Below are 24,143 nucleotides of genomic sequence, written 5' to 3'. Positions count from 1 at the left end.
TTCCATCCGAAACTGCAGGTTTCATGAATCATGTCTTAAAGAGTTAGACTTGGCCAGGGAATCTGCCTCCAGCTGCGATGCCTTGGGGTGATATGCGATCAATCCGCTTCATCTCATCATCCGTAAGCGAAACTTCTAACGCGCCTAAGTTTTCGTGAACTCTTTCCAGGTTGCGAGTCCCCGGGATCGGAACGATATGCTCTCCCTTTCCAAGTAACCAGGCCAGAGCAAGTTGAGAAACGGTGCATCCTTTTTGCTTAGCCATCTCTTGGATCAATCCAACAACCTCCAGATTTTTCTGAAAGTTCTCACCTTGGAAACGCGGATAGTGACGACGATAATCATCTTCCGCCAAATCGTCTATAGATCGGATCTGACCAGTCAGGAATCCACGTCCCAATGGGCTGTATGGAACCAAGCCGATGTTCAATTCATGCAGGACAGGCATAATCTCATCCTCAAGTTCCCGACTCCACAATGAATATTCCGTCTGCAACGCTGTGATCGGATGAACAGCATGTGCACGCCGAATGATCTCTACTGGCGCCTCGGACAAACCAATATATCGGATCTTTCCCTGTTGAACCAGATCGGCAAGTGTGCCTACCGTCTCTTCAATGGGGGTATTCGGATCAGGACGATGTTGATAATATAGATCAATATAATCCATTCCCAGGTTGTAGAGACTCGCATCTACTGATTTTTTGATGTAGGCGGGATCTCCCTTGGGGCCCTGCGTGTGCGTAATACCGAATTTGGTGGCAACAACAACGTCGGATCTTCGACCTTGAAGCGCACGACCAAGCAGTTTTTCATTTCCTCCAAATCGCTGTTTTTCATACTCTCCGTACAGATCCGCCGTATCAAACATGGTGACTCCTGCATCCAGTGCACCCTGAATGGTATGTACCGATTCGTCATTATCCGGCATCATCATCACACCCAGGCCGAGCCCAGATATACGTAATTTGTCTTTGCCTAACGTTCTTGTCTTGAGCATGAGGCTTCCTCTTTTCATCTTAAAATAGAAACGATAAATAGCTACGAGTGAGCTTAAGTTCATTCTATTTTAATACCGAGACACCAACCACACTCCGTGTATGCTAGTAAAGAAATTACTAGTCTAGTCAACCTTCTACATAACAACAGGAACGTAAATACAACAATGAATGCCTGATTGGCTGTTCAGATTATTCATGGAAAAGATATCGTACGCATGCACAATACCATCTGCCCGTTCCGTCGTTTCAAGCAGAACACGATTGACTTGTTTTAATTCGACTTGGTGCAGGTTCCAGATCGTTCGGAAGTCCACACTTTCTTCACTCAGTTGTTTCACGATGCTGCCAAATCCGGGGTCGCTCGGATACTTATCATAATACGTACGAAAAACAGCTACCGAGTGTCGTGCGAATTCATCCCAATTGTGCATTCGCTCCTTCAGCGTTTCATCCAAGAATAAAATCCGCATCAATAGTCGCTCATTCATATTCATCGACGAGAACTTAAAGAGGTTCGTATCCGCTGCTTCATTCCAGGCAAGCACCTCAGAGCGTTCATTGGTAATAAAGGAAGGATGAGTCAACTGACTAATAATACTCTGCCAACCTGGGTCCAGTTGTGAATACGATGAAAGGAATTCATGTTCCGCATTCGGGTCCCATAAGTCAAACAGATGAATCTTCTCTTCCGGGGTTAACCGGAGCGCGTTCGCTATGCTTTGTATTACTTCTCGTGAAGCTGCCAACTCCCTACCTTGTTCAAGCCACGTGTAGTACGTTGCGCTGACACCAGCCAATACCGCTACTTCTTCCCGCCTTAGTCCCGGTGTTCTTCGCTGTCCATAAGATCCTGACAATCCAACTTGTTCCGGTTGAATGCGGCTTCTACGTGATTTCAAAAACTCACCCAGTTTTTTGCTACGGCTCATACCTGCATCCATAGACATCGTTCCTTTTTATAAAAGTATTCAGGCCTATTCGACTCTATCCCAAAATGGTAGTCTCTGAATGACTTGGATATAATCCATTTATTGTTAGTTCTTCAGAATACCTGATTTACAAGTAGCTTAGCATCAAATGGTGCAGAACGAAAATACAAGCCGTGTTTGAAGGAAATTCGTCAATTAAGTCAACTAGAGCAGATGCAGCAGAATTAGGAACTGCGTCAAGATGATTCGGTAGAAGTTAATCACGAGGAATTATATGAGGTATTTGACGTTTGAGAGATTTCTAGGGATTTCACCATTAAACCGTTGTTTACGCAAAAAGGGCCCTGTTATCAAAAGTGCAGAACCCTTTTTTGTATGAATACAATTTCTTTCACGATATGTCCGCCGGCCTCAAGTGTCATAACTAACCAGATAATGATGAAGTTCCGTGTTATAACACCCTATACTGTGCTCAATCAATCTGCCTTCTCCGTCGAAGGAGTTACGAAGGCGCTTGAGCACATGCGTTCCCAGGGAGATCTTCAGTAGTTGGCATACTTCAGGAGCTGCCGGCTCTACAAAGAAACGGTCTTTGAAGTTCTCCAGCAAAATGTCGTTCTCCTCCAGTGATTCATAGAGCGATTGGATGTCTCCATTGATTTCCTCCTTGCCTCCGCCGGGCAATGCAGCTGCTGCCAAGAAGTGTATCAGATGAATATAAGGTTGTCCGTTAAGAATGTAGAGTCTTTCAATCCGTTGGCAATATGGCCCGTAGAGATCATACTCCTCCGTACCAGTATCATTGGTCAGTAACCGGGAATTCAGAACTTTCTTTTCCAGCTTATGACCCTCTTCTACGAGCAGTTCCGTAAACCGTTTGCCCTTTGAGAGCTTCTGATGAGAGGTATTGCGCATTACAATTGTACCGACTCCACTTTTCTTCTGCACATAGCCTTCCTGGGACAGCTCTTGGACCGCACCGCGGACTGTCATTTTACTGACCCCGAATTCCTTCTCCAGCTGTGGTTCGGAGGGAATGATGCTTCCGAGAGGATATACGCCATGTAGAATCCGATCTTTGAGAATTTTTTGGATTTGCTGATATAAAGGACCTTGCTTGCGCTTTAGGGACACTCACTGTTCACTACCTTTCAACATCTGAGGTACGGTCCGACAGCGCTCGGAGTACTTCATTCTCGGTAAAAAGCGCTGTATCACCTTGTGTGGTATGGGCCAGCATCGCTGCTGCCACCGCCATATTAACCGTATGTTCCTGTGGATATCGCTGCAATTCCCCATGGATGATGGCGCTGGCAAACACATCGCCGGCACCAATCCGGTCGTATACCGGGAACGTCAGCTTGCGGGAAAATACGAACGTACCTTGATGATAGATATATCCTGTCAAGGAATGCGTATGGTCCGCGTTGATCTCACGGTGGGTTCCTGCTACCGTTCCGATTCCGAAGCGCTGTGCAACTTCAGGAATCGCTTGCTTCATCCGTGTCATTCTATCATATTCTTCGGTACCGATGCCAAGAATACCCTTCGCATCCATCTCATTCATCAGCACCAGATCTGCTAGCCCCAGCATTTCTTCATAATGCGGGCGGGCCTTGACATAGCCATCCGGCCCCCATAACGCAGGACGGTAATTACAATCAAAGACAACCTTGCCTCCAGCATTCTTCACTTCCTCCGCAAGCTGTTTCATCTGCTTGCGCACGCCATCATTCATAGCCAGCGTAATGCCACATAAATGGAGCACGTCGATCCGGGACGCAATATCTTTCATATCATAATTGGCTGCACCCGCAGTATTGAAACTGCTGCCCAGCCGGTCTGTGTATGTGACTCTGCCTGGTCGGGCTCCAAAGCCATTCTCCAGAAAGTACATCCCAAGGTGTTTACCGCCCTGTCTAATAAGAGAGGTATCCACCCCAAGCTTGCGCAGATAAGCGATAGCCGCTTCGCCCACCGGAGTTTCCGGCAAAGTCGTAATAAGAGCACCGTTATGGCCGTATCTGGCTAGTGCTGCCGTTACATTCACCCCGCTGCCGGAAAAAGAATACTCCAGCCTGCTGCTCTGGACCAGCGTTTCGTATCCCGGAACCTGCAGCCGCATCATCACTTCGCCAAAAGCAGCAACCCTATGCATACTGGTCCACCAGCGATTTCATTATTTCGAGCAATCTGCGGACATCCTGTACGTTGGTATTCCCGGTCTGTGACTCAATAATTGAAGAATAAACATGTGGTATAACTTGAGGTACACCCGCCTGTAGTGCAATCTCTAGAATGGGTCCAAAGTTGTCCAGATCAATTCCACCTGTGGGCTCCAGAGCAAAACTCGCTTCCCCACATGCCTTGGCAACCGCACGGTACTCCTCCTCCAGCTTCAATCCCTGCATCGGATAATATTTGAGCGCGTTCCCTCCCATGTCACGAACCAGTGCAATGGCGGCATGAACTGGAACAATGGCCTGCGGAGTGGTTACTGAACTAACGGGGCCAGTCGATATATTCACATAGCCTGATTGCCCGCACGGAGATACCAGGCAGTTAATCCAACTATCTTTAGGTCCCAGATTGGCACGGGTTGCCCCCACTGCCGGGAATACCTGATTGATATGGCTTCCCGGATAGCTCGCGGCAATCTCCGCCACAACTGCAGCCTGACGGCTGTCTCCAGCACCAAGTCCGATGGATACTGCATCTTGAATCGCTTGACCATATTCAGTCATGGCAATTACGGCTTCCTCCGACGTAGCATAGTTTTTGGAGAGCACACCAACAAGTACATAACCTTCCGCAGCCTCGTACACATCTCTAGCGTTCCCGATACTTCCTGCCAGTACATTTATTGCGGCTCTATTCTTATACAGACACTGCTGAATATGACTCATTCTGGTTTGCCTCCCACGATTTCATGTATTCTGCTGACGATGACCTGCAAATCATCCCCTTGCAGCGACCTTGGATCAATATCGAAATAACCCTGCTTGACGCCATAGTCTCGGGTATATACCGCAATTACACCTTCACGCAGCTGGTCATTCACTTTCTTTGCATCCAACCCAGCAAGAGAGGAATCAATCTGGACACGCCCTCGGAAAATCGATCTGCCGGCTTCATCCTGCACAATGCGGACCGAAACACCAGGAAGTTCACCAAGTGGCTGAAGAGCCTCCAGCGTCTGCTTCTCTCGTTCACTGTGGTCCGCTTTGTCCTGGTATTCCTCCAGAGCTTGAAGTAACCCAAAGATGGTCTCTTTGCCAACCTTCATACTTCGGCCAATCCCGTGAAGCTGTACCTGTAACCACTCCACATATTTCTTTTTGCCGGCGACAATACCGGAAGTAGGGCCTTCAATAGCTTTTGACCCACTATAAATGGCCAGATCCGAAAATTGGACATATTTGCGCAGATCCTCTTCCGCTGCCGCATCCACAATCAGCGGCACCCCTCTGCGCTGTGCCACCTCCCAGGCCTCTTCCACTGAAATCATGTTTTTCTGCACAGTGTGATGAGATTTAACATAAAGAATGGCTGCCGTGTTTTCACCGATCGCCTGATCGATATGCTCCTTGCGGCCTTCATTCGCATATCCAACTTCCACTACCCGGCCACCTCCAAGGAATACCATGGTTTCTACTGGCGCTCCATATTGCACATTATGGCCCTTTAGCATAACAATTTCATTTCTCAATACCGGCTCCTGATGCAAACGAAGGCTGATACGCGGATTTCCGGCGGTCACAATGGCCGCTACCGAAAGCGCAATACCACTGGATGCAGAGTTCACCACAACTGCGCTTTCCGAGCCAAGAAACTGTGCAATATATTCTCCGGATTTGTTCACAAGATCAGCCATTTCCACGTACCGCTGTCCACCCTGTTTCATCGCATCCATGACTGAATCCGTTGGTGCAGAAACGCCAAGGATGCTCATTCTTCCACTGGCATTAATAACACGCTTCAATCCATATTTAGCCTGTAGTGAGTGACCCATTAGCAAACACTCCTTTAACCTCAATATAGTGTTGTGTGACCCGGACATCTCCTTCCGAGTCCTCAAGCTGCTTTTCGCCTGCTTCCAGGGAAAACAAAGTCAGGTTTGCCTGCTGTCCAACCCTGATCTTCCCGAGCTCCGGCTTACCGAGCCACTCCGCTGGACTTCTTGTAACCGCGCGAATGACCTCTTCCAGACTGTAGCCGAGGTACAGAAATTTCGTCAGTACATTCGACATACTGTATACCGGACCATTCATACGGTTGCCTCGGTAAATGTCCGTACTGATTGTATTTAGCGCAATGCCTGCAGCCTTGGCCTGTTCTGCAATTCGGAAGGAGAAGCTCGCTGTACCATGTCCCACATCCAGATGAACTCCCCGAGCAGCCGCGTCCAGTAATTCTTGCAGCGGTGTGCCGTCCGGATGAAACAGATTGTTGGACTTGCCGTTAAGGTAATGGGTGATTACATCGCCAGACTGTAATAACTCCAGCACATCCGAGATCGCGGGCGGAGCAGAACCGATGTGAACCATGAGCGGAAGTTTCGTTTCTTCCGAGAGTGTGCGTGCGAGCTTGAGCGGTTGTATCCCGCTGTCTTTGACGACACTTTCGCTGATGCGGGCTTTCAGACCAACAATGAAATCAGGATAAGCCGCTACCGCCTTCAAGACCTTGGCCCGGTCAATCCATTCCAGCTGTGACAGTTCATCCGTCCGTTCGAGTCCGATCCTTGAAATATTCAACAGAGCAAATACTTGTGTAGCAGCCTGTAGTCTTGCGGTATAAAAAGCTCCTATTCGGTCTGCACCGCAGCTTCCGGCATCTACAAGCGTTGTTACCCCCTGCTTCACACCAATTTCGTCGATATTATCGCCATAGGGGTCAAGATCCTGGACGGCATGCACATGCATATCAATCCACCCACTGGACGCATATAACCCTGAACAATCCAACACATTTTCTCCTTCAGCTTGGCATGGCGGTGTTATGGCGGTGATGATCCCGTCCTGAATGGTGATATCCACGATCCGCCCGTCAACAAGCTGCAAATTGCGCAGCACATTCTCTGTGCCCACTCATCCCATCTCCTTTTTCAAACACGGTATACAGGCAAATTCCAAAAAATGATTCATGACATGAGATCTGTATTTGAAAATCGTTAAAATAAGCCTGATGAGCTACTTCACTTCAAAGATTATAATGTTATAATGTTTATACTAGCACAAGTGTAATCCAGAAGAGAACAGTGATTTTCAATTCAAAATCCGAATATTTTAACACTGGAGGGACTGCTTCATGGCAAATTCCGCATTCAAGCCATCCTTGCTCGACAGATTCAGGCTCAGCTGGAATCATTTCAAATCAAGGCTTCTGCTGAAATATGCCTTTTCTTACATTCTCATATTTCTTATCCCTCTGACAGGTGTAACTATTTTTGTGTATGAAAACGCTGTCAAGGGATTGCGTGTTGAGATTGAACAATCAAATGTCAATCAACTTAACCAGGTGAAGAGCACTATAGATAACCGGATGAATGAACTTCAGGAAATAGCGGGGAGAATCGCCTATGACAAACACCTGACCCCTTATATGGTAAAGCACCCCTATTACAGCTTGGAGGCGATTCAAGCGTTGGCCAATTACAAAGCTAGCAGCAGTATTGCAGAGGATCTGCTTCTCTATTTCCATAATGATTCCCACATCTATTCGCACCGCGGTTTGGCTAATCTTGATGTCACCTTTGCTAGCCTCTATCAGTTCGAACATTGGAATCTGCAAGAATTGCGGCAGGACTTAAATGAAACTAGGCAGCCCCTGGTCCGTCCCGCTGAGAACGTGAAGGTTAATTCCCGAATGGAGCCGATGCTCGTCATGCTTGTGCCCGTTAAACCGAATGACCCCTTTCCATATGGGACCGTTGTATATTTAATGAAAGAATCCAACCTTACCGGGGTCATGGATTCGATTTTGAGTGATTTTTCAGGAAGCAGTTATATATTCAGTCCCTCCGGACAGGTGTTGACCGCGAACAACCATGGCATCAGCCTTCCACAGAACGAAATTGAGAACTTAGCTACACTTGCGCCTGGTATCCATAATTTGAAGATGGACGGAGAACAATACTCCGTTGTTTCTGTCCAATCGGAAGAAAATGGCTGGACCTATGTAACCACCATGCCAAGCTTCCAATTCTTCAGCCGTGTCGCCCATGTCCAGACTCTGATCCTGATCGTCTTCTGCATTACTGTCATTACCGGTATAGCTGCTGCGCTGTTGCTAGCCAAACGGCAGTACCATCCAATCAGAGATTTGATGGACAAGATGAGAGGCAACGGGGATGATGCTTCCAAGCTCCACAATGAATGGGAATGGATACGACAGACCCTACACAATTACAGTGCGAAAATTGATTTTCAGGAGCCCTTCGTCCGTAATCAGTGCATGCTGCTGTTACTCAAGCACGGCAAGCCGGATGATCCTGAGATCGAACAAATGATTCTGAACGCCGGATTCCGGCATCCTCAAGGTCAAGGCCTCTATTTCTCGACTATATTGTCTTGGGATGATACTTTGCTTGGCGACAAGTGCTGGCAGGAACGCCTTCTGTTGCAGGATATACTTAGCAATGTATGTCTCCCAGGTACCGGTGCTCAGATCTTCGGCGTTGAATTCTCGGTCAAAGAGCAGTTTGCTCTGATAATTTCACTTCCCGGTGATGTGGAAAAGCCGATTCAAAACCAATTGGAAGAGGTAATTGAAGCCATTCAATTGGTAATCCGCGAGCATTCGCAGCTATCTCTGAGTATCGGTGTCGGCACGGCATACGGGGACTTGGCCCGTCTTAACCAATCCTTCATTGAAGCTGCTACAGCTCTGGAGCACCGGATCATCCAACACAGCGGTCAGGTAACTTATTTTGAGCAGCTTGCAGAGCTGAACCCTTCTGCTTCCGAGAGCTTCTGGATTCCACGCAAATCCATGCTGAAACTGGAGCAGAGCCTTAAGCAGGGCAACGAATCAGTAACCGTGCAACTGATTACCGAAACCATTCATATGATCAAAAATGAGCCATTACAGGTTCACCTGCTGCGCTGCATCTGTTTCGATCTGCTAAACGCTTTTCTACGCACCGCCTCCGAGCTTGGTATGAACGAGGTGTTCGCCAATATGTCAGAATTAACTGCCTTTGAAACACTTGAAGAGCTGGAGAGTCGTTTGCTCTGTCTGGCTGCTGACATTTGCGCGCAGGTGGAGCTGAATACGAAGACAAGCGAGTCAACATTAATGGATGATATTCTGGTTTACGTGGATCAACAGTTTGCAGACTACACACTCAGCCTAGAGCATGTGGCACTTAAGTTTGCCATTTCAACTTCATATTTAAGCCGGAGCTTCAAAGAGAAGACCGGCCGCAATTTCTCACAATATATCTGGCAGCGGCGTGTAGATGAAGTCATGCGGCTCCTGGAGAACACTAGCGCACCCCTCAAAGAAATTATCGAACAGGTCGGTTACATGGATGCGCCAAATTTCATCCGCAAGTTCAAAAAAGAAATCGGTTTGACACCAGGTCAGTATCGCAAGGAACATGCCCTGAGAGCAGCCACTATTAAAGGACCTGTTTAAGTTAGTGGAGCTTCCGCCTTTTCTGCACTACATTTTTATATTCAAAGATACCGCTTCATCTAAGGTTTATTTAGCTTAGCTACTGCCCTTTCTGGAGGATGTGCTCTACCAGTTCGTCCAGCGGAACTGTTGCAAGAGCAATCGCCGTATCTGTTACCCCATAATAGATATAGAGCAGTCCATCTTTGACCACATTTCCAGTCGGAAAGATGACATTTGGGATCTGGAACCCAAATTTCTCATAATACATCTCTGGCTCCATAATAAAATGATGCGTTCGGGCAATGATTTTCTCCGGTTGCTCCAAATCCAACAGCATGGCTCCCACACGGTAGACAATGTCCTCATCGACGCCATGATAGAGCACCAGCCAGCCCTTGTCCGTACGAATCGGGGGCGTTGAGCCGCCAATCTTCCTTGATTCCCAGGAGAGGTTCTGGGCGGTAGCAAGCAGCTTGGGCTCTTCCCAGTTCACGAGATCCTCAGAGTAGGTAATCCACATGGCCGCCTTATCCGTACCGTAGGCTTCTCCTACATATTCCTCAGGGCGGCGCAACAGTACGAATTTGCCACCTATTTTCTCAGGGAACAGAATGTTGTCCCGGTCATTAATATCAAGAGGTGTCGTGTCCGCCACATACTCCCAATCCAGCAGATTATCTGATTTCAATATGGAGGACCGGGTTAGCCAATGTTCCGCCTCGTCCCCCCACCCGTCCGGATATTCCGGAATAGAGCGAAGGGGGACGCCTGCCCCGGTAGGGTAATAACTCATGGCACAGGGACGAAGGGCGTAGTTTAGATAGAAGGTTCCGTCGATTTTGACAATCCGCGGATCCTGCACACTACCATAAGGGAATCCCAGCATGTCTGGCGTCACAATGGGCTCATCCTTCACGTGGGTAAAGTTCACCCCGTCTTCACTTTCTAGCAGACCCAAATAATTTTTGCATGGAGTTAGGGAACCCGCGGTACGCTCAATCATATAAAATTTGCCGTTATCGATGATAACCGCCGGGTTGAAAACCGTAACCTTACGCCATTCATAATCGCCCGGCACAACAATGGGATTATTCGGATGTCTCGTAATTTGCATGTCTATTCCTCCTGCATCTGCATGAATGTTCAGGGACGCGTTTTCGCATGGACCTGATTAGTTGGATTTCCAACGATCATAGGCAGCCTGATTGATTTCAACCATACGCTCTCCGCCCATTTTCTTGACTGTCGCCACATAATTGTCCCAGCCCGTAAGCGGCTCCGCTCCAGTGATGAATTTCGCCTCCATCTGATTCACATATGTCTTCAAATCAGAATTCAGGCCACTGATTTCGGTCTGCTCTTCCACGGTAAGGAACAGTGTCGGAAACGGAATCCGTGCGCCTTTATCGAGAAGCTTCTGCTTGGTCTCCTCTTCTACCCATAGGTCAAAGTCTGTCTTCAGCCCCTTATTAATATCATCCATGGATAGGGTTGGAGCGGGAATGCCGTAGTTAGGTGTCAGAGTTGCCCGATAATCTTCCATTTCCTTACCATCCGGTACTGGCAAGTAACGTTTGACCCGATTCTCTTTGTCTGTGTACTCCCAGAGAGTGCCCTCTGGACCTTTATTAAAGAACATGGCACCTTCGTAGGAATAGAGATAATCCACCCAGCGCATAGAGGCTTCCGGCGCAGGATTACTCTGCGTAATAGCAAAGGCTCCGCTTGTTATCCCCCTGTTCTTTGCAATCGCTGGGGCAGCAACTGATTCACTGTGGACAGGTGCAAACATGGGATCTGCCGTCGAAGGCTCTCCACCTTTGCTCATGTAGGCATGCCAGTCCGAAAAGAGGGCGATTTGATTGTTCTGTGCTTTGGCCTTTTTTTGCTCCGCTGTTTGTGAGAAGCTCTCATGATCCAGCAGGTCTTCAGACCACAGTCGGTTCATATAGGTCAAATATTCCTTGTAGCCTTCTTCAAGAGGTGTGTAATGCACCTTGTCCGCGTCGTCCACGTAAATTTCTTCTTCATAAATGCCGAAGGCACCCAGCAGCCATGTACGGATATCGCGGAGGTTCGCAGCGGGTGTAGTCACCGAGGAGATCGGAATTTCATCAGCTATGCCATTACCGTTTGGATCTTCCTCTTTCACACGTTTCAGATAGGTATACAGCTCCTCTGTCGTTTCGGGGAGTTTATCGATATTCAGCGCCTTGAGAAAGTCTCCGTTATACCACATCGGATTGCGGTACCAGTGCTGGCTAAGTTCTACTACTGGCAAGGAATAGATATGCCCGTCCGGTGCAGTTATCGACTTGCGGACATCCGGATTCTCCTCCAACAGCGCCTTGAAATTCGGAGCATACTCTTCAATCAGATCCTCCAGTGGAATGAGAATTCCCTGCTCTCCGTAATTCATCTGCTCTGCAGTTGTCAAACCGGCAGCATAGAGGATATCCGGGTAATCTCCACTGGCGAGCACCAGATTTTTCTTCGTTTCGAAGCTATCCTTCGGTGCGTTCTTGTATTCCAGCTTAATACCGGTCTTCTCTTGCATCTGCTGAAGCACAGCCATGTTCTCCCAGTTCTGAATCCCTACATCTGGGGCCATAAGCGACAAAGTAACGGGTTCATTAACAATCGGGAAACCTTCATTGTTCACAGCGACTTTTCCGAGATTGTTGTTCGCTTCACCTTCGTTTGAACTGCTGCAGCCTGCCATTAATGTAATAACTAAAGCCGAAGATAACAGAAGCTTCCATGACCTACGTGTGGTTGGCATTTATAATTCCTCCCTTGATTTCATCACAGTTTAGCTGTTTAACCTTTAACAGAGCCTATCATGACCCCTTGGACAAAGTAACGCTGCAGGAACGGATAAATTGCCACGATGGGCAGTGTGGAGACAACAATGACTCCATATTTAATCAGGGATGCCGTTTCTGCCTTATTATTCATGGCGGTGGCCACCTCGCCGTTGATGGAAGAGCCCGTCGTTTCCGCTGTCATTTCCTGAAGAACAAGGATCTGACGCAGAACCATCTGCAGCGGATACTTCGCTTCATCATTTAAATAGATCAGAGAAGGGAAGTAGCTGTTCCAGTGGCTAACCCCATAGAACAGGGCCATAACGGCTACAATCGGTGCCGACAGCGGTAGAACAATGCGAATGAACAGCTTTAGATTCGTACAGCCGTCAATATGCGCTGCTTCCTGAAGTTCTTTCGGAATGGTCGTCTGGAAAAAGGTACGGGCTACGACGATATTCCAGACCGAAGCGGCCACCGGCAGGACCAATGCCCACATGCTGTTCATGAGTCCAAGATTCTTGACCAGCAGATACGTCGGCACGATTCCGCCGCTGAAGAACATCGTGAATAGAATGAGGCCCATGAACAATTGGCGCCCGACAAAATCAGATCTGCTGAGCGCATACGAGGCCGGCAGAGTGACGGCGAGATTGAGCAGAGTGCCCACCACTGTGTAGATAATGGTGTTCCAGTAACCACTCCATATCTTTGGGTTCTCAAACACAAGCTTGTATCCGTCCAGTGTTACATTTTTCGGAAACAACCACATCGCTCCCGAATTGACGTCCTGCGGCGAACTGATTGAAGCGCTGAGAATATAGATTAGCGGATAGAGAACAACCAACATTGCCAGACCCAGATAAATATAAGTGCTGATCAGAAAAAGCTTGTCCCCCCGAGATTCTTTCATCGCAGTAACCAAAGACTTCAACTCCTTTCTACCAGAGGCTGTTCTCACTGGTGCGTTTGGCGATCTGGTTGACCGTAACAAGCAAAATAACGTTGACTACCGAGTTGAACAATCCGACAGCTGTTGAGAAGCTATACTGAGCGTTCACCAATCCGGCGCGGTATACATAGGTGGAAATTACATCGGATGCTTCCATATTGAGTGAATTCTGCAGCAGCAGAATCTTCTCGAAACCAAGACCCAGTATATTACCCATATTCAAGATCAGCATGATCGTAATCGTGGGTAATATCGTCGGCAGATTGATATGCAGCACCCGTTTCATTCGGCTTGCTCCATCCATAATGGCTGCTTCATGAAGCTGGGGATCTACGCCTGACAGGGCTGCGAGATAAATAATGGTTCCCCACCCGGTGCTCTGCCAGACGCCGGAGAATACATATACCGTCTTAAACCATGCGGGATCAGTCAAAAACTGTGCTGGTTCAAGACCAATGAACTCGATGAACCGGACAATCATTCCGCTTGAGGGTGATAAAAAGGTAATGATCATACCTGCCATGACAACTACAGAAATGAAATGGGGTGCATAGGTGACCGTCTGGACCGATTTCTTGAACGGACCGTTACGGACTTCATTGAAGGCCAGCGCCAATATGATAGGCAACGGAAATCCGATGGCAAGTTCATAGAAGCTGATACTGAATGTGTTCCAGAGCAGATCCCAGAAAAAATAAGAATTGAAAAACCGTTCAAAATGGTCAAAACCAACCCATTCGCTGCCTGTAATTCCTTTTGAAGGTACGAAATTCTTAAAAGCAATCTGAATGCCGTACATCGGGCCATAATGAAAAATAAGGAAATACAACAACACGGGAAGCATGAACAGATAAAGCTCCCAGTTTTTCCAAATTCTCTTGCCAAGGGAGTTCTTCTTCAATGAAGGATTTACGGATACTACTGTGTGACTCTCCTTCACTCTCTCACTCCTTTCTATGTCATTCATTACCTACGGTTATGTTGCTGCTTTGCATTCTTGCTGACTCTATTTTGGTAACGCTTACAATTCGAAGTATAGTGAAACGAAGATGACACGGTAAATATGTAGGTTCTGCATTGTCACGATAGGCTGTGTAAAACCGCGCTACTGCGGTACTTTTCGTTTAGCCCTGATGTGGATGGTTGCAGATGGAGCAAGGCTGTAAATATGTGAATTACGAACCTCCTCATCGTTGCAAAAGAAACATATTGTGATCACCGAGCAAGAATTCAAACGTTTGTTATGAATAGCTGATCATACTTTGATAAAAAAAGCTGTTGCGGAGGACGTTACGTCACAATCTACAATGAAAAAAATGTGATAAAGGAGTTTTCATATGTCTGAGACCTATGCAAAGGAACATTACAAAATACTGTTGATCGCATTACTAACGCAATCAGCTTTTCTATCTATTGGATTTATTTTTATTGGGTTTTTCAAGTGGGGAGGAATATTACCATTTATAGCTTCCCTATTCATGCCAAACGTGATTAGTATATTATCCGTAATCATCATTGGTCTTATTGCCAGTTTTTTTATTACTACGATTGTCCTAATTACATTTATCAGAACAAGAACAGAACTCCCTAAAACCGAAGGGTCAGATATGATTAAAAAAATAATGATCCAACCAAGTGGTTTAGCTATAACGGCGATAGGTGGTATATTTGAAGAATTCTTTTTTAGAGGGGTCCTGATCGGATTATTTATTGGATATTCTTTGTTCCTGGATTGGATCGTCATTCTAATAAGCACTTTTCTATTCTGGATAATACATGTTCCTCAATATAGAGGAGCTACGGGTGTCCTTATCGTTGTGTTTGTAAATGGGTTGATTTTTGCTCTACTCTTTTATTTTACGGGGTCGTTAATTCCCCCAATCCTTGCCCATGTCCTTTATAATATTTCTGTTGGAATTATTCTGGCACGAAAATACAAGAACTGATTATTTGAAAAGAGGGACGTTAGATGCAATTAACAGTGAGTAAATTTGCAAAGCTGGCGGGCACGACAGTTCGTACGTTAAGACATTATCGACAACTTGGCATATTGGTTCCCTCACAAAAGAACGAAAATGATCATCATGTATATATAAATGAGGATTTTAAAAGGCTGCATGAAATTCAATTGTTGCAAAGTCTAGGACTTTCATTAAACGAGATTAAAGCCAGTTTAGATAATCCGCAATATTCTTTTGATGAAATAATTAAAGTTCAAGAACAATCGCTTAAACATAGGAGAAAAGCTATTGATTGTTCTTTAGCAATAATTAAACGAATAAAACGGTTAAAGGAAAAAGATCAATTCAATGAATTAAACTCAGAATTACTCATGTTACTTATGAACTCGATGCGTGTTGAGGAGGACCAAAAAAAGCTACTTCGAAAGTATGTTTCTGCGGATATTATTGAAAAGGTGTTCCCAGAGGATATCTCTAAGCAAACTTACTTGGATGAACAATTATTCAATTTGGTATTGCTTGTCCATCGAGCTACCCTACACGATCTTAAACCAGATCATCCTTCCATACAGCAACAGTTGAAGGATATCATTACAAATACCCAATTAAATCAACTGATTCTCCATGACGAAGAAAAGAACGAAGAACTTTATATAAACGTAAAACCCTATGAGTCGTTGATCCCTAAGCATACCATGGATTTTTTGACAGAAGCATTTGAGGTATTAAATACGAAGAAAAATTCTTCTCTATAGGATCTTGATAACGACCAATACAACTCTAAGTCATTGCATCATTCATGAGAGAAACCACTCCTTTCACCCAGCCTAAACATCTCGAGCTGTACCCAGAGACGGTTCGACAAATGCAAATAGAACGAAGCAGAAAACACGCTGCTTCGTTCCGTTTAAACAATCGTTATGGCAGGTTTCCTTCCCTTCATTGAATAGAAAACACTTCTTTTTTCAACAATTCTTCTGGCGTCTGCCCTATCACATCACTGTGAAAATAATCGCGTATAACGCCGTCTTGAAGATAGTTAGCGATCGACACCATAATCATTCCTTGATCCAGTGCCAGATAAGCTTTTGCGAGTTCTCCCGTTTCAACATTAACTGAGTCATAGAACCCATACTTGCCAAACATTTTGAATTTCTTTAAAGCTTTAATATTCTTTCGAACAGCTTCAGGGGCATAATCGAGGGCAAGAAATGTTGCGTGTGCTGTAACCGTTGCTCCATCTTTATAACCTGAGGTCCCTAACGGCGTTGCCGCAAACTCACTGTAACCTGTCGGCGTTGCAGAAGGTGAAAAACCCCATGCTGCATACCCTTTTTCTTTGGCATATTCGATCTGCAATTCAACATGACGCTGGTTGTTCAATCCCAAAGCTTGAGTACCTAGGTCTTTTTCCTTTATGACGATACCGGGCATAAGAGCTTCAAACATACTGCCTCCCCAGCTTGGCACGAACTTTTTATCCTTGTATACATAACTTCCTTCAAACACATCCACTCCACGTGGTTCCGTGTAAAACATTCCATAATGGTGATCCGTCACTGCGCCTTTAGCCACATCATAGCCTCCGCGGAATTGACCGACTTCAGGATCATATAACGGAGTATAATTCATATTTTCGACCAACTCGCTTGTTGCCCCATGAAGTTCTTCATAGGCTTGCCCAACAACAATTAAACCAGCGGATAACCAGCCATTATCGACTTGGGATATAAATTGTCCCCAATCTTTCTTCACTGAACCGTCATCTGTGTTATACCAGTTATAAAATAGGCCGTTCCACTTTTCTAACTTTTCGAGGGAATTGATAGTCGTTTGCAGGCGATGAACAGCTTCTTTCTTAGAAATAATGCCTAATTGTTGCGCTGAAACGGTGCTCATCATATACATGGCGATGTTCGTGGGCGAGGTACGTTTAGCTTCTTCTGTCCCTTTTTCAGTGAGCCGAACTTCATCGTAAGTCAAGCCAGTGTTCTGATCCGTATAATCCTCAAAATACGAATAGGTTTTATATGCAATCGCTTTCAATTCTGCTCGAAATCCAATTAAATTGCTTGATTCACCTGCTGAGGCCATCGGAGTTAAAGCTAGATTAGCGAACAGACAAAAAGTTAAAATGAAGCTGAATAGTTTTACTTTTTTCATGATGTTCTCCCTTCAAATGAATTCGAAACGTTTCATTAGATAAGCCAATCTCAATTTCATTGAAACTGAGTTGCTCTGGTTCAGGATGGGGATGGTGAGATAATATCAAAGCACCTACATGGTATTTGTCGCCACGGTTATAACATAATTCGGTATTTTACCATTAAAACTTTATCACACACTATCGTACTTTTTTCCATATGATATTTTTCCTATATTCGCATATTTATAATAGTAAAAACCTCTTCCACATGTTAATAAGAAGAGGTTCATAGAATTTCCGTATACAATCCATCTAATTCAGGGTACCTTCTACGAGTGCAACAGGATCTGCCATGAACTCTTCAAAGGTAGCTATCGTTCCATGTTCTTGATGTTCAATATCCGCATATCCCATCATTTTTTTGCTCGGATTCCAGACAATCAGGATATGTGAGTATTGATCGATATCCGAGGAAATACGCAGTAGCTTCTGTCTGCCCATTTTCATCTCTACGGTATCGATCAGATGGAAGAATTCTATATATCGGATGCCTGATTCACTATCTGGCAAGTCTATTCTTCGGGGTCCACTAGTTAGAAAATCAATAAGTTGCTGCGGAAGTTTATAAGACTTCAATGTATGCAATTTGTTGCTCATATCATGAAATTCTTGAGGTTCATGCCCTTTTAGATATTCAGCCATTTCTTCATTTTTCTGACTCACTGCGATCGTGTACGCTCGCTCTCCATCCTTCTCCTGAATGGTCACATCTGCTCCCTGGTCCACCAGATAACGAACCATCTTCATGTTATTAAGTCTTGCAGCTACCGTGAGAGGTGTCGCCTTATACGGGTATACCATATCCGGTTCATTGTAATTGACATCCACTCCTTGATCCAGCAAGTACTGAATTGTCTTCATATCGTGATCAGCTACCGCTTTGCGCAACGTTTTGCCTCCATATTTACGAATATCCAACCCCAGTTCATTCAGCACGGTTATATTCTTTTTGTTACCATAGTAGGCTTCATCATATGCACTGGATTTGACCCGATTAAGTCCATTTAACTTGGCACCTTGCTGGTACAGGTATCGCACCATTTCTTCTCCACAATATCTAACTGCCTTCAGGATCGCCGAATTATTTTTGACATTCAGATTAACTCCATGCTCGACCAACAACTTGACCACTTCCAGCTGATTGCAGATTAAGGCAAGGTCGAGCGGCGTTAATGCTATGTATTTACTGAGTGTAATCTCTTCCTCAAGATCCATGCCCTGCTTAATGAATTGTTCTACAGCACCGGTGTCTCCCTCATATATTGCCCTAGCTTGATCAGGAAGCGTTTCGAACGATCCTTGATTTCCGATTTTGAACAAGAAAGATTCCCCCTATCACTTTTTACTAACTTCTTCTATATAATCACTTGTTGTGAAAAATCAAAAATATTAGCTTGAGTATCCACTCTCGATCATAATCAACGTCCCAATAAATGTCTTGCGCTCTTCTCATGACAATTATATAAGATTGAAAGACAATACTGAGGTTCTATGCGATATTCGCATGTAATTCTTATCGCCTTCATCGAAAATCGTATTTTACATGCTTGCTTTGAAATAATAATGGAGTGCTTGTTGAGCCCTACCTCAGGAGTATGCTAAGATAATGGACACCTATTTCTACAAAATTCAAAATTCTATTACAAATCAACCGTACAGAAAGGACACTATGAATCCTTCATTACTGTCATCCAAGTTACAACAGATCATTCCACCGCTGGATCTGCGAAGCTGCCTCGTCAGTGTACGCGGTGAGCTTATGTACGAACACTACCGCAACCAAGAGGCTGCGACCGATATTGCAAAAATCAATTCCTGTACCAAGAGTGTGCTATCCGCACTCATCTGTATAGCGATGGATAAAGGTTTGTTGCCAGAGGCATCAGCCCCAATCTCCACCTTTTTCCCACAGCTGACATCCGATCCTGACCCGCGTAAACCAGCGATTACACTGGAACAACTGCTCACCATGACAGCCGGATTCAACTGGGACGAGTTCGGCGGGCAGAATTCATTCCCTCGCATGACCCGCACCGATCATTGGGTGAATTTTGCGTTGGAACAACGCTTAAGCCATGAACCGGGTACATATATGGAGTACAACTCAGGAGTATCACAGATTCTATCCGCTATCCTGATGCAAAATGCAGGCATGAATGTAGCCGAGTTCGCAGAACGTTATCTCTTTGACCCGTTGGGCATTAAGGATTATGAATGGGAAAGTGACCCACAAGGTGTCCATACTGGCGGATTCGGTCTGAAGATGTTGCCCGGAGATCTGCTGAAATTTGGTCAGCTTTTTCTACAGCAAGGAATGTGGGAAGGGGAGTCTCTCATTTCCAATCATCTCGTTACCCGTTCTACGCAGCCATTCATTACAGTTAGCCCACCTAATTACGGCAGTTATGCTTGGCATTGGTGGGTGGATGTCTATCCGAACGAAAGGTCTGCTGCTGAAGATATTGCTGCTGAAGACACCCAACCCAATCTCCATTACTATTACGCGCGAGGGTTTGGTGGTCAGTATGTATATATTGTGCCAGAGCTAGAACTCGTTACCGTGTTAACCAATGACAAACGAAAGAAAGAGAAGCCTCCGCTGGATGTTTTCCCTCGATTAATCGCTCCTGAACTATGGAAAATGTTATACATGTAAGCCGTACTTTTATGTTGTTCGACCCATGGTTAGACCAATGAACCCTCAACCTAGTTGTAGGATAACCAATCCATAGGCTGAGGGTTTATTTTGTTATGCCAATGCTTCTTCGATGGCAATCGTGATTGGATACGGACCAGACTCTTGATTCGAGAGCACAACCAGTTGAAGATCATAGTCTGGATACACGGAAGACATGAACGACACCCCTGGGTCAAACCCCATGACATGAAATTTGAAAATCCCTTCACCCTTGCGGTCAATCCAGATCCCCTGCCCATAATACTCTTCATCCTCTTGATGAGCATGTGGAGTTAATAACTGCCGTGTTGTGTCAGCATTCAACAATTGGTGACCCCGCAAAGCATCCCAAAATCGAACCATATCCGGCGCTGTAACATAGGCTCCACCATCTGATCCACCTTTGACAGGAATGGAGAACATATTGGTGTTCCAGGAGCCATCTTCATGATCGATATACCCTAAAGCCGTGTTACGCGGAAGCTGATCTGTTACGAAATAACCGGAGTCCTTCATGCCACACGGTTTGAAAATGTGCTCTTCCACATAATCTGTAAACGACAGTCCTGAATGTTGTTCCACAATAAGCCCCAGCACAATGAAACCCGCATTGTTGTAGTGAAAACGTTCACCCGGAGCAGACTTCATCGGCAGCTGCTGAAACATGGGCAGAAAGTCACTTAATCGCCGCATCGCGTAGACGGGTCTCTCTTTCCACAATTCCGAAAAGTCTTCCATCACTTCTTCATCGAAATAATCTGGAATACCCGACGTATGTGTTAACAATTGATGAATGGTAATTCCTTCGTCCCACTGCGGAAATTCCACATTCAACACATCCGTAAGCTTGGAATCAGCAGATAACTTACCCGCTTCAATGAGCTGGCATATACTCACTGCCGTGAAGATCTTACATCCTGATGCAATGCCGAAGCGTGTATCCACCTGATTGGCAAACTCTTCACTGCGATTCGCATAACCACGTTTCATATTCAAAAGGGTTTTCCCGCCTTGTTGGAGTAATACAACACCCGAAAAATTCACGCGTTCCATGACTTCTTCTACTTTTATTGTCAGCTCTAATACATTCAACATTTTGTTGTTCACCTACTTGTCTATGTATTCATTACATTCTCATTCTTAATTCTTCGTTATATCCTGTATACCTGCCAAATTTTCATAAAAAAGAAGAGTTACTCCCTTATAAAAGGAATACCCCTTCTTCATACAAGGTAAGACTACGTTGAACAAAGCATGCTCAAATGCTGTTCAATCACTTGTTCCACTCGTTTTATACCTTGGAATTCCAGCACTACTCTTCGTATCACGGAGAGACCTCGTATTAATCAGATAATATAGTGTGGCATAGATTGTGATGATAAACGTGCCAAAAAACAGGCAGAACGCTAGAGACGGGCGGCTTACACTTTCGTGCATCAGCTCTATTAGCGTCTCGCGGTTCGTCAGTGCATCCCAGCTATTCAGTCGATATACACGTCCAAGCAATACGCCATAACTTCCCAGAGCACAGCCAGCCAGTACAAAGATCCAAGATGCCCAGCGTCCAATGCGGTGATAGATCACTTCCTGAAGCTGATACATCGACAGGAATCCAAGCAGTAGCCCTGTCCAGACAAACATTAATACAACACTTAAGTCGTACCAATATGTATAGTCCACCCCATTACCACTATAATACCGGGAACTTCTCGCTGTCAGATGAACCAGATCCGTAACAATGTAAGAAGAGTTGGGGAAAAATAATAACCACAGTAGCCCACTTGCGACTGCAAGCCATGCGGCACCTTTCCATTTCACATCAGATAGCAGATAGGATGCATAGGAGAACACAAAAGGAATCCAGCCCAAAAACAGATTCCAGATCAGGAAGCGGAAATAACGCTGATCCAGCCAATCTGCGGCTACATAGTACAAGCCCAGCGTTACGGCTGTGACCATACTAAGGAAAATAAATATGCGAATATAGTTCAGTTTTCTCAATGATTCTAACCTCACTTATATACATAAATTTACTACTTACCAAGCATACTAGAATCATACCATTTACCAAAGGAGAATCAAATTACCAATGAATCCAAATTCCATGAACCCTCAGAATGCAGTACATCCTACATTAAATACAAATCCAAATATCAGCCCTAACTTGAATCATGGTGGTCATGAGATGTTCGATGTGCATGAGATTCTGGCATCCACCATTAACGTGCTGGATCAATATATGATCTTTCGTACATTTGTACAGAGCCAGGAACTGATTGGCATTTTGGACCGCCAGTATAACTTCATTTTATCCCAGTACAATCTGACAGCAGAGTGTTTTGCATCCGGACAGAAGCCACATCAAGAGACAGCAACCTACATGATTCCCAACATCGTACCACCGGTATATGGCCTTAAGCCATCAGCACCAAAAAAGCCAAATCAGAGCTTGGCTGATGTAAAAGATGACGGGATTAGCGGTCATATGCTGGGACTGATCAAGTCACATGCGAGTCTGCTCGGCATGTCCTGCAGCGAGATCACAAATGGAACGGTTCGCCGTGTCATTGCTTCACAGATCCAGCATTTTATCGAGATGGCTTATGAGATTTTCATGTTCCAGAATAAAAACGCCTATTATCAAGTCCCTCAACTCACTGCAAGTGACACACAACAGATGCTTCAGGCATACATCCCAGCAACCGGAGCACCTCAGATGCCTAACAGCAATAAACCACTTCATTAAATGAAAACGAAGTCCGTTTACCGAGAACAGTCTCTATAACCCATTCGGGGTTTAGGGGCTGTTCTTTGATTTTTTACAATCTTTTTCCTACTGAAGACTCTTGATTCACTTACCAGAAACTGGTTTAATCAAAGTCTAATCCGTACATATTCAACTTATGGAACATACGTATTGAATACAGGTTAAATACAGTTTACTGTTATACGCGAATTCAAAAGGCTTTCTTGATTAAGGGGAGGTATACGAATGAGATGGAAGCAACCTGCTAAACTTGGTTTACTGATTATGGCTCTCGGCTGTACTGCGCTTGGCTCGCCATTTATGACCTCATCCACACTGGCTGCACCTGTCCCCGCTTCCAATGCGGTGTATCATCAATTCCAGACCTATCGAACAGCAGCAGTGAAATCCACACAAAGTCTGGTTAAAGCACGTAAATACCTGATGAATCATATCGACAAAGTCGGTCCTTGGCAGGCAACATTAATGACGCTGCAACTGGAGAATATGCAGAATATGAAGCTGGCGGATATGGAATACAAAATGTATACGAAACAGTTTCAACAGGCCTTATCTCAATCACATGAACAACTTGGTTACGAACAGAAGCTTACATATAGTCGGCTGCTGCAAGAAATTAAAGATCCGACAGTGAAGAAGCTTTTGCAGGAAGCATCCGATCTCGGGTTCAAACTGGAAACCAGTGAAGGCTTGTATTACCCCATCATCAATTATGAGATATACCAGAAGTTCAAACCCTTCGTTAAGGCAGATATTGCCGCGTACATTGATATTATGGCTACCGAGTCCAATCAAATGACAACTGCAGATGCTGGCATCATCATTCCTTGGAATGAATTAATTCAGCGTACATTGGAGAAAGAAGCCTTTTTGACCAACTTCCCGAATTCCAATCGTACATCAACAGTGAAGCAGTGGTTATTTGTAGAATATCTGTTTTACGGAAGTGACAACACGCCTGTATATGATTGGTACACGGATGAAGAAATCCGCACCATGGACCCTGAGGTGAAAAAGGCTTACGAAAAAGCTTTGGCTAAGCGGGAGCCCAATACGAAGAGTGTTCTTTTGGATGCCATGGAAAAGATTTTATTCGTTCTCAATCAGAACAATGATGAGCTTACACCAGAAGTCAGAGCAATTATTGAATCTGTTGAACGACACTTTGCCCTTGAATAATAAGGTGCAGCAAGCACCAATTGAATGCAAAAAAGCGGCAA

Annotated in this window: 21 protein-coding genes; 6 read left to right on the top strand and 15 right to left on the bottom strand. The window is 45.2% G+C overall.

Annotated features, from left to right (window positions below; translation table 11 throughout):
* Window positions 1-43: 43 nt before the first annotated feature.
* The 7 genes from MKY73_RS11415 to MKY73_RS11385 form a co-directional block, all read right to left on the bottom strand.
* A complete protein-coding gene (locus MKY73_RS11415; protein WP_339307498.1) occupies window positions 44-1,000 on the bottom strand; it encodes an aldo/keto reductase in 957 nt (318 codons plus the stop codon).
* Between the two features lie 135 nt (window positions 1,001-1,135).
* Window positions 1,136-1,930, bottom strand: coding sequence for a helix-turn-helix transcriptional regulator (locus MKY73_RS11410; RefSeq protein WP_339307496.1), 795 nt, complete (start codon window positions 1,928-1,930; stop codon window positions 1,136-1,138).
* 411 nt (window positions 1,931-2,341) lie between these two features.
* On the bottom strand, window positions 2,342-3,064 hold the full coding sequence (locus MKY73_RS11405; RefSeq protein ID WP_339307495.1) for a GntR family transcriptional regulator: 723 nt from the start codon (window positions 3,062-3,064) through the stop codon (window positions 2,342-2,344).
* Window positions 3,065-3,074: 10 nt separating this feature from the next.
* Complete coding sequence (locus MKY73_RS11400; protein WP_339307493.1) at window positions 3,075-4,088, bottom strand: sugar kinase; 1,014 nt, start codon at window positions 4,086-4,088, stop codon at window positions 3,075-3,077.
* Window positions 4,081-4,836 (bottom strand): KDGP aldolase, encoded by a 756-nt coding sequence (locus MKY73_RS11395; RefSeq protein WP_339307492.1) that lies wholly within the window; start codon window positions 4,834-4,836, stop codon window positions 4,081-4,083. The genes MKY73_RS11400 and MKY73_RS11395 overlap by 8 nt, the downstream gene beginning before the upstream one ends.
* Entirely contained in the window at window positions 4,833-5,942 is a 1,110-nt protein-coding gene (locus MKY73_RS11390; protein ID WP_339307491.1) for a DgaE family pyridoxal phosphate-dependent ammonia lyase, read from the bottom strand. Before MKY73_RS11390 ends, MKY73_RS11395 begins: the two co-directional genes overlap by 4 nt.
* Window positions 5,920-7,020, bottom strand: a complete 1,101-nt coding sequence (locus tag MKY73_RS11385) for an amidohydrolase/deacetylase family metallohydrolase (protein ID WP_339307489.1) — start codon at window positions 7,018-7,020, stop codon at window positions 5,920-5,922. Before MKY73_RS11385 ends, MKY73_RS11390 begins: the two co-directional genes overlap by 23 nt.
* A 220-nt stretch (window positions 7,021-7,240) precedes the next feature.
* Between MKY73_RS11385 and MKY73_RS11380 the strand changes: the two genes are divergently transcribed.
* Window positions 7,241-9,571, top strand: a complete 2,331-nt coding sequence (locus MKY73_RS11380; RefSeq protein ID WP_339307487.1) for a helix-turn-helix domain-containing protein — start codon at window positions 7,241-7,243, stop codon at window positions 9,569-9,571.
* 79 nt (window positions 9,572-9,650) lie between these two features.
* On the opposite strand, the gene MKY73_RS11375 is transcribed toward MKY73_RS11380, so the two are convergent.
* Genes MKY73_RS11375 through MKY73_RS11360 form a run of 4 tightly spaced genes read right to left on the bottom strand, consistent with a single transcriptional unit; the run spans window position 9,651 to window position 14,279 of the window.
* Window positions 9,651-10,667: a glycosidase gene (locus MKY73_RS11375; protein WP_339307486.1), complete on the bottom strand. Its 1,017-nt coding sequence runs from the start codon at window positions 10,665-10,667 to the stop codon at window positions 9,651-9,653.
* A 57-nt stretch (window positions 10,668-10,724) separates the two neighbouring features.
* Window positions 10,725-12,335, bottom strand: coding sequence for an extracellular solute-binding protein (locus MKY73_RS11370; RefSeq protein ID WP_339307484.1), 1,611 nt, complete (start codon window positions 12,333-12,335; stop codon window positions 10,725-10,727).
* Window positions 12,336-12,373: 38 nt separating this feature from the next.
* Window positions 12,374-13,285: a carbohydrate ABC transporter permease gene (locus tag MKY73_RS11365; RefSeq protein ID WP_091017811.1), complete on the bottom strand. Its 912-nt coding sequence runs from the start codon at window positions 13,283-13,285 to the stop codon at window positions 12,374-12,376.
* A 16-nt stretch (window positions 13,286-13,301) separates the two neighbouring features.
* On the bottom strand, window positions 13,302-14,279 hold the full coding sequence (locus tag MKY73_RS11360) for an ABC transporter permease subunit (RefSeq protein ID WP_339307483.1): 978 nt from the start codon (window positions 14,277-14,279) through the stop codon (window positions 13,302-13,304).
* Between the two features lie 370 nt (window positions 14,280-14,649).
* Here MKY73_RS11360 and MKY73_RS11355 point away from each other — a divergent pair, with 370 nt between their 5' ends.
* Window positions 14,650-15,258, top strand: a complete 609-nt coding sequence (locus tag MKY73_RS11355) for a type II CAAX endopeptidase family protein (RefSeq protein WP_339307482.1) — start codon at window positions 14,650-14,652, stop codon at window positions 15,256-15,258.
* A 23-nt stretch (window positions 15,259-15,281) separates the two neighbouring features.
* On the top strand, window positions 15,282-16,028 hold the full coding sequence (locus tag MKY73_RS11350) for a MerR family transcriptional regulator (protein WP_339307481.1): 747 nt from the start codon (window positions 15,282-15,284) through the stop codon (window positions 16,026-16,028).
* A 184-nt stretch (window positions 16,029-16,212) separates the two neighbouring features.
* Here MKY73_RS11350 and MKY73_RS11345 read toward each other — a convergent pair whose 3' ends face one another.
* Complete coding sequence (locus MKY73_RS11345; protein WP_339307480.1) at window positions 16,213-17,436, bottom strand: glucoamylase family protein; 1,224 nt, start codon at window positions 17,434-17,436, stop codon at window positions 16,213-16,215.
* 295 nt (window positions 17,437-17,731) lie between these two features.
* Window positions 17,732-18,799 carry an ankyrin repeat domain-containing protein gene (locus tag MKY73_RS11340; protein WP_339307478.1) on the bottom strand — a complete coding sequence of 356 codons (1,068 nt, stop codon included), beginning with the start codon at window positions 18,797-18,799 and terminating at the stop codon, window positions 17,732-17,734.
* Window positions 18,800-19,148: 349 nt separating this feature from the next.
* Between MKY73_RS11340 and MKY73_RS11335 the strand changes: the two genes are divergently transcribed.
* Window positions 19,149-20,135: a serine hydrolase gene (locus MKY73_RS11335; RefSeq protein ID WP_339307476.1), complete on the top strand. Its 987-nt coding sequence runs from the start codon at window positions 19,149-19,151 to the stop codon at window positions 20,133-20,135.
* Window positions 20,136-20,228: 93 nt separating this feature from the next.
* Here MKY73_RS11335 and MKY73_RS11330 read toward each other — a convergent pair whose 3' ends face one another.
* Both MKY73_RS11330 and MKY73_RS11325 read right to left on the bottom strand, forming a co-directional pair.
* Window positions 20,229-21,251: a serine hydrolase gene (locus tag MKY73_RS11330; protein ID WP_339307474.1), complete on the bottom strand. Its 1,023-nt coding sequence runs from the start codon at window positions 21,249-21,251 to the stop codon at window positions 20,229-20,231.
* 174 nt (window positions 21,252-21,425) lie between these two features.
* On the bottom strand, window positions 21,426-22,157 hold the full coding sequence (locus MKY73_RS11325) for a DUF1361 domain-containing protein (protein WP_339307472.1): 732 nt from the start codon (window positions 22,155-22,157) through the stop codon (window positions 21,426-21,428).
* A 103-nt stretch (window positions 22,158-22,260) separates the two neighbouring features.
* On the opposite strand from MKY73_RS11325, the gene MKY73_RS11320 reads away from it, so the two are divergent.
* Both MKY73_RS11320 and MKY73_RS11315 read left to right on the top strand, forming a co-directional pair.
* Window positions 22,261-22,902, top strand: a complete 642-nt coding sequence (locus MKY73_RS11320; protein WP_339308559.1) for a spore coat protein — start codon at window positions 22,261-22,263, stop codon at window positions 22,900-22,902.
* A gap of 246 nt (window positions 22,903-23,148) precedes the next feature.
* Window positions 23,149-24,102 (top strand): hypothetical protein, encoded by a 954-nt coding sequence (locus tag MKY73_RS11315; RefSeq protein WP_339307471.1) that lies wholly within the window; start codon window positions 23,149-23,151, stop codon window positions 24,100-24,102.
* The last annotated feature ends 41 nt before the right edge of the window (window positions 24,103-24,143 follow it).

This window comes from Paenibacillus sp. FSL R5-0519, assembly GCF_037974275.1.
In the GTDB taxonomy this organism is placed as follows: domain Bacteria; phylum Bacillota; class Bacilli; order Paenibacillales; family Paenibacillaceae; genus Paenibacillus.
The sequence above is the reverse complement of the archived record's forward strand: the minus strand, read 5'-3'. Positions and strand labels throughout refer to the sequence as shown.

Coding starts and splice junctions, on each gene's coding strand:
- MKY73_RS11390 (WP_339307491.1), bottom strand. CDS start 5,942: ATGGGTCACTCACTACAGGCTAAATATGGATTGAAGCGTGTTATTAAT.
- MKY73_RS11350 (WP_339307481.1), top strand. CDS start 15,282: ATGCAATTAACAGTGAGTAAATTTGCAAAGCTGGCGGGCACGACAGTT.
- MKY73_RS11355 (WP_339307482.1), top strand. CDS start 14,650: ATGTCTGAGACCTATGCAAAGGAACATTACAAAATACTGTTGATCGCA.
- MKY73_RS11315 (WP_339307471.1), top strand. CDS start 23,149: ATGAGATGGAAGCAACCTGCTAAACTTGGTTTACTGATTATGGCTCTC.
- MKY73_RS11415 (WP_339307498.1), bottom strand. CDS start 1,000: ATGCTCAAGACAAGAACGTTAGGCAAAGACAAATTACGTATATCTGGG.
- MKY73_RS11335 (WP_339307476.1), top strand. CDS start 19,149: ATGAATCCTTCATTACTGTCATCCAAGTTACAACAGATCATTCCACCG.
- MKY73_RS11320 (WP_339308559.1), top strand. CDS start 22,261: ATGAACCCTCAGAATGCAGTACATCCTACATTAAATACAAATCCAAAT.
- MKY73_RS11400 (WP_339307493.1), bottom strand. CDS start 4,088: ATGCATAGGGTTGCTGCTTTTGGCGAAGTGATGATGCGGCTGCAGGTT.
- MKY73_RS11345 (WP_339307480.1), bottom strand. CDS start 17,436: ATGAAAAAAGTAAAACTATTCAGCTTCATTTTAACTTTTTGTCTGTTC.
- MKY73_RS11330 (WP_339307474.1), bottom strand. CDS start 21,251: ATGTTGAATGTATTAGAGCTGACAATAAAAGTAGAAGAAGTCATGGAA.
- MKY73_RS11395 (WP_339307492.1), bottom strand. CDS start 4,836: ATGAGTCATATTCAGCAGTGTCTGTATAAGAATAGAGCCGCAATAAAT.
- MKY73_RS11360 (WP_339307483.1), bottom strand. CDS start 14,279: ATGAATGACATAGAAAGGAGTGAGAGAGTGAAGGAGAGTCACACAGTA.
- MKY73_RS11375 (WP_339307486.1), bottom strand. CDS start 10,667: ATGCAAATTACGAGACATCCGAATAATCCCATTGTTGTGCCGGGCGAT.
- MKY73_RS11380 (WP_339307487.1), top strand. CDS start 7,241: ATGGCAAATTCCGCATTCAAGCCATCCTTGCTCGACAGATTCAGGCTC.
- MKY73_RS11410 (WP_339307496.1), bottom strand. CDS start 1,930: ATGAGCCGTAGCAAAAAACTGGGTGAGTTTTTGAAATCACGTAGAAGC.
- MKY73_RS11370 (WP_339307484.1), bottom strand. CDS start 12,335: ATGCCAACCACACGTAGGTCATGGAAGCTTCTGTTATCTTCGGCTTTA.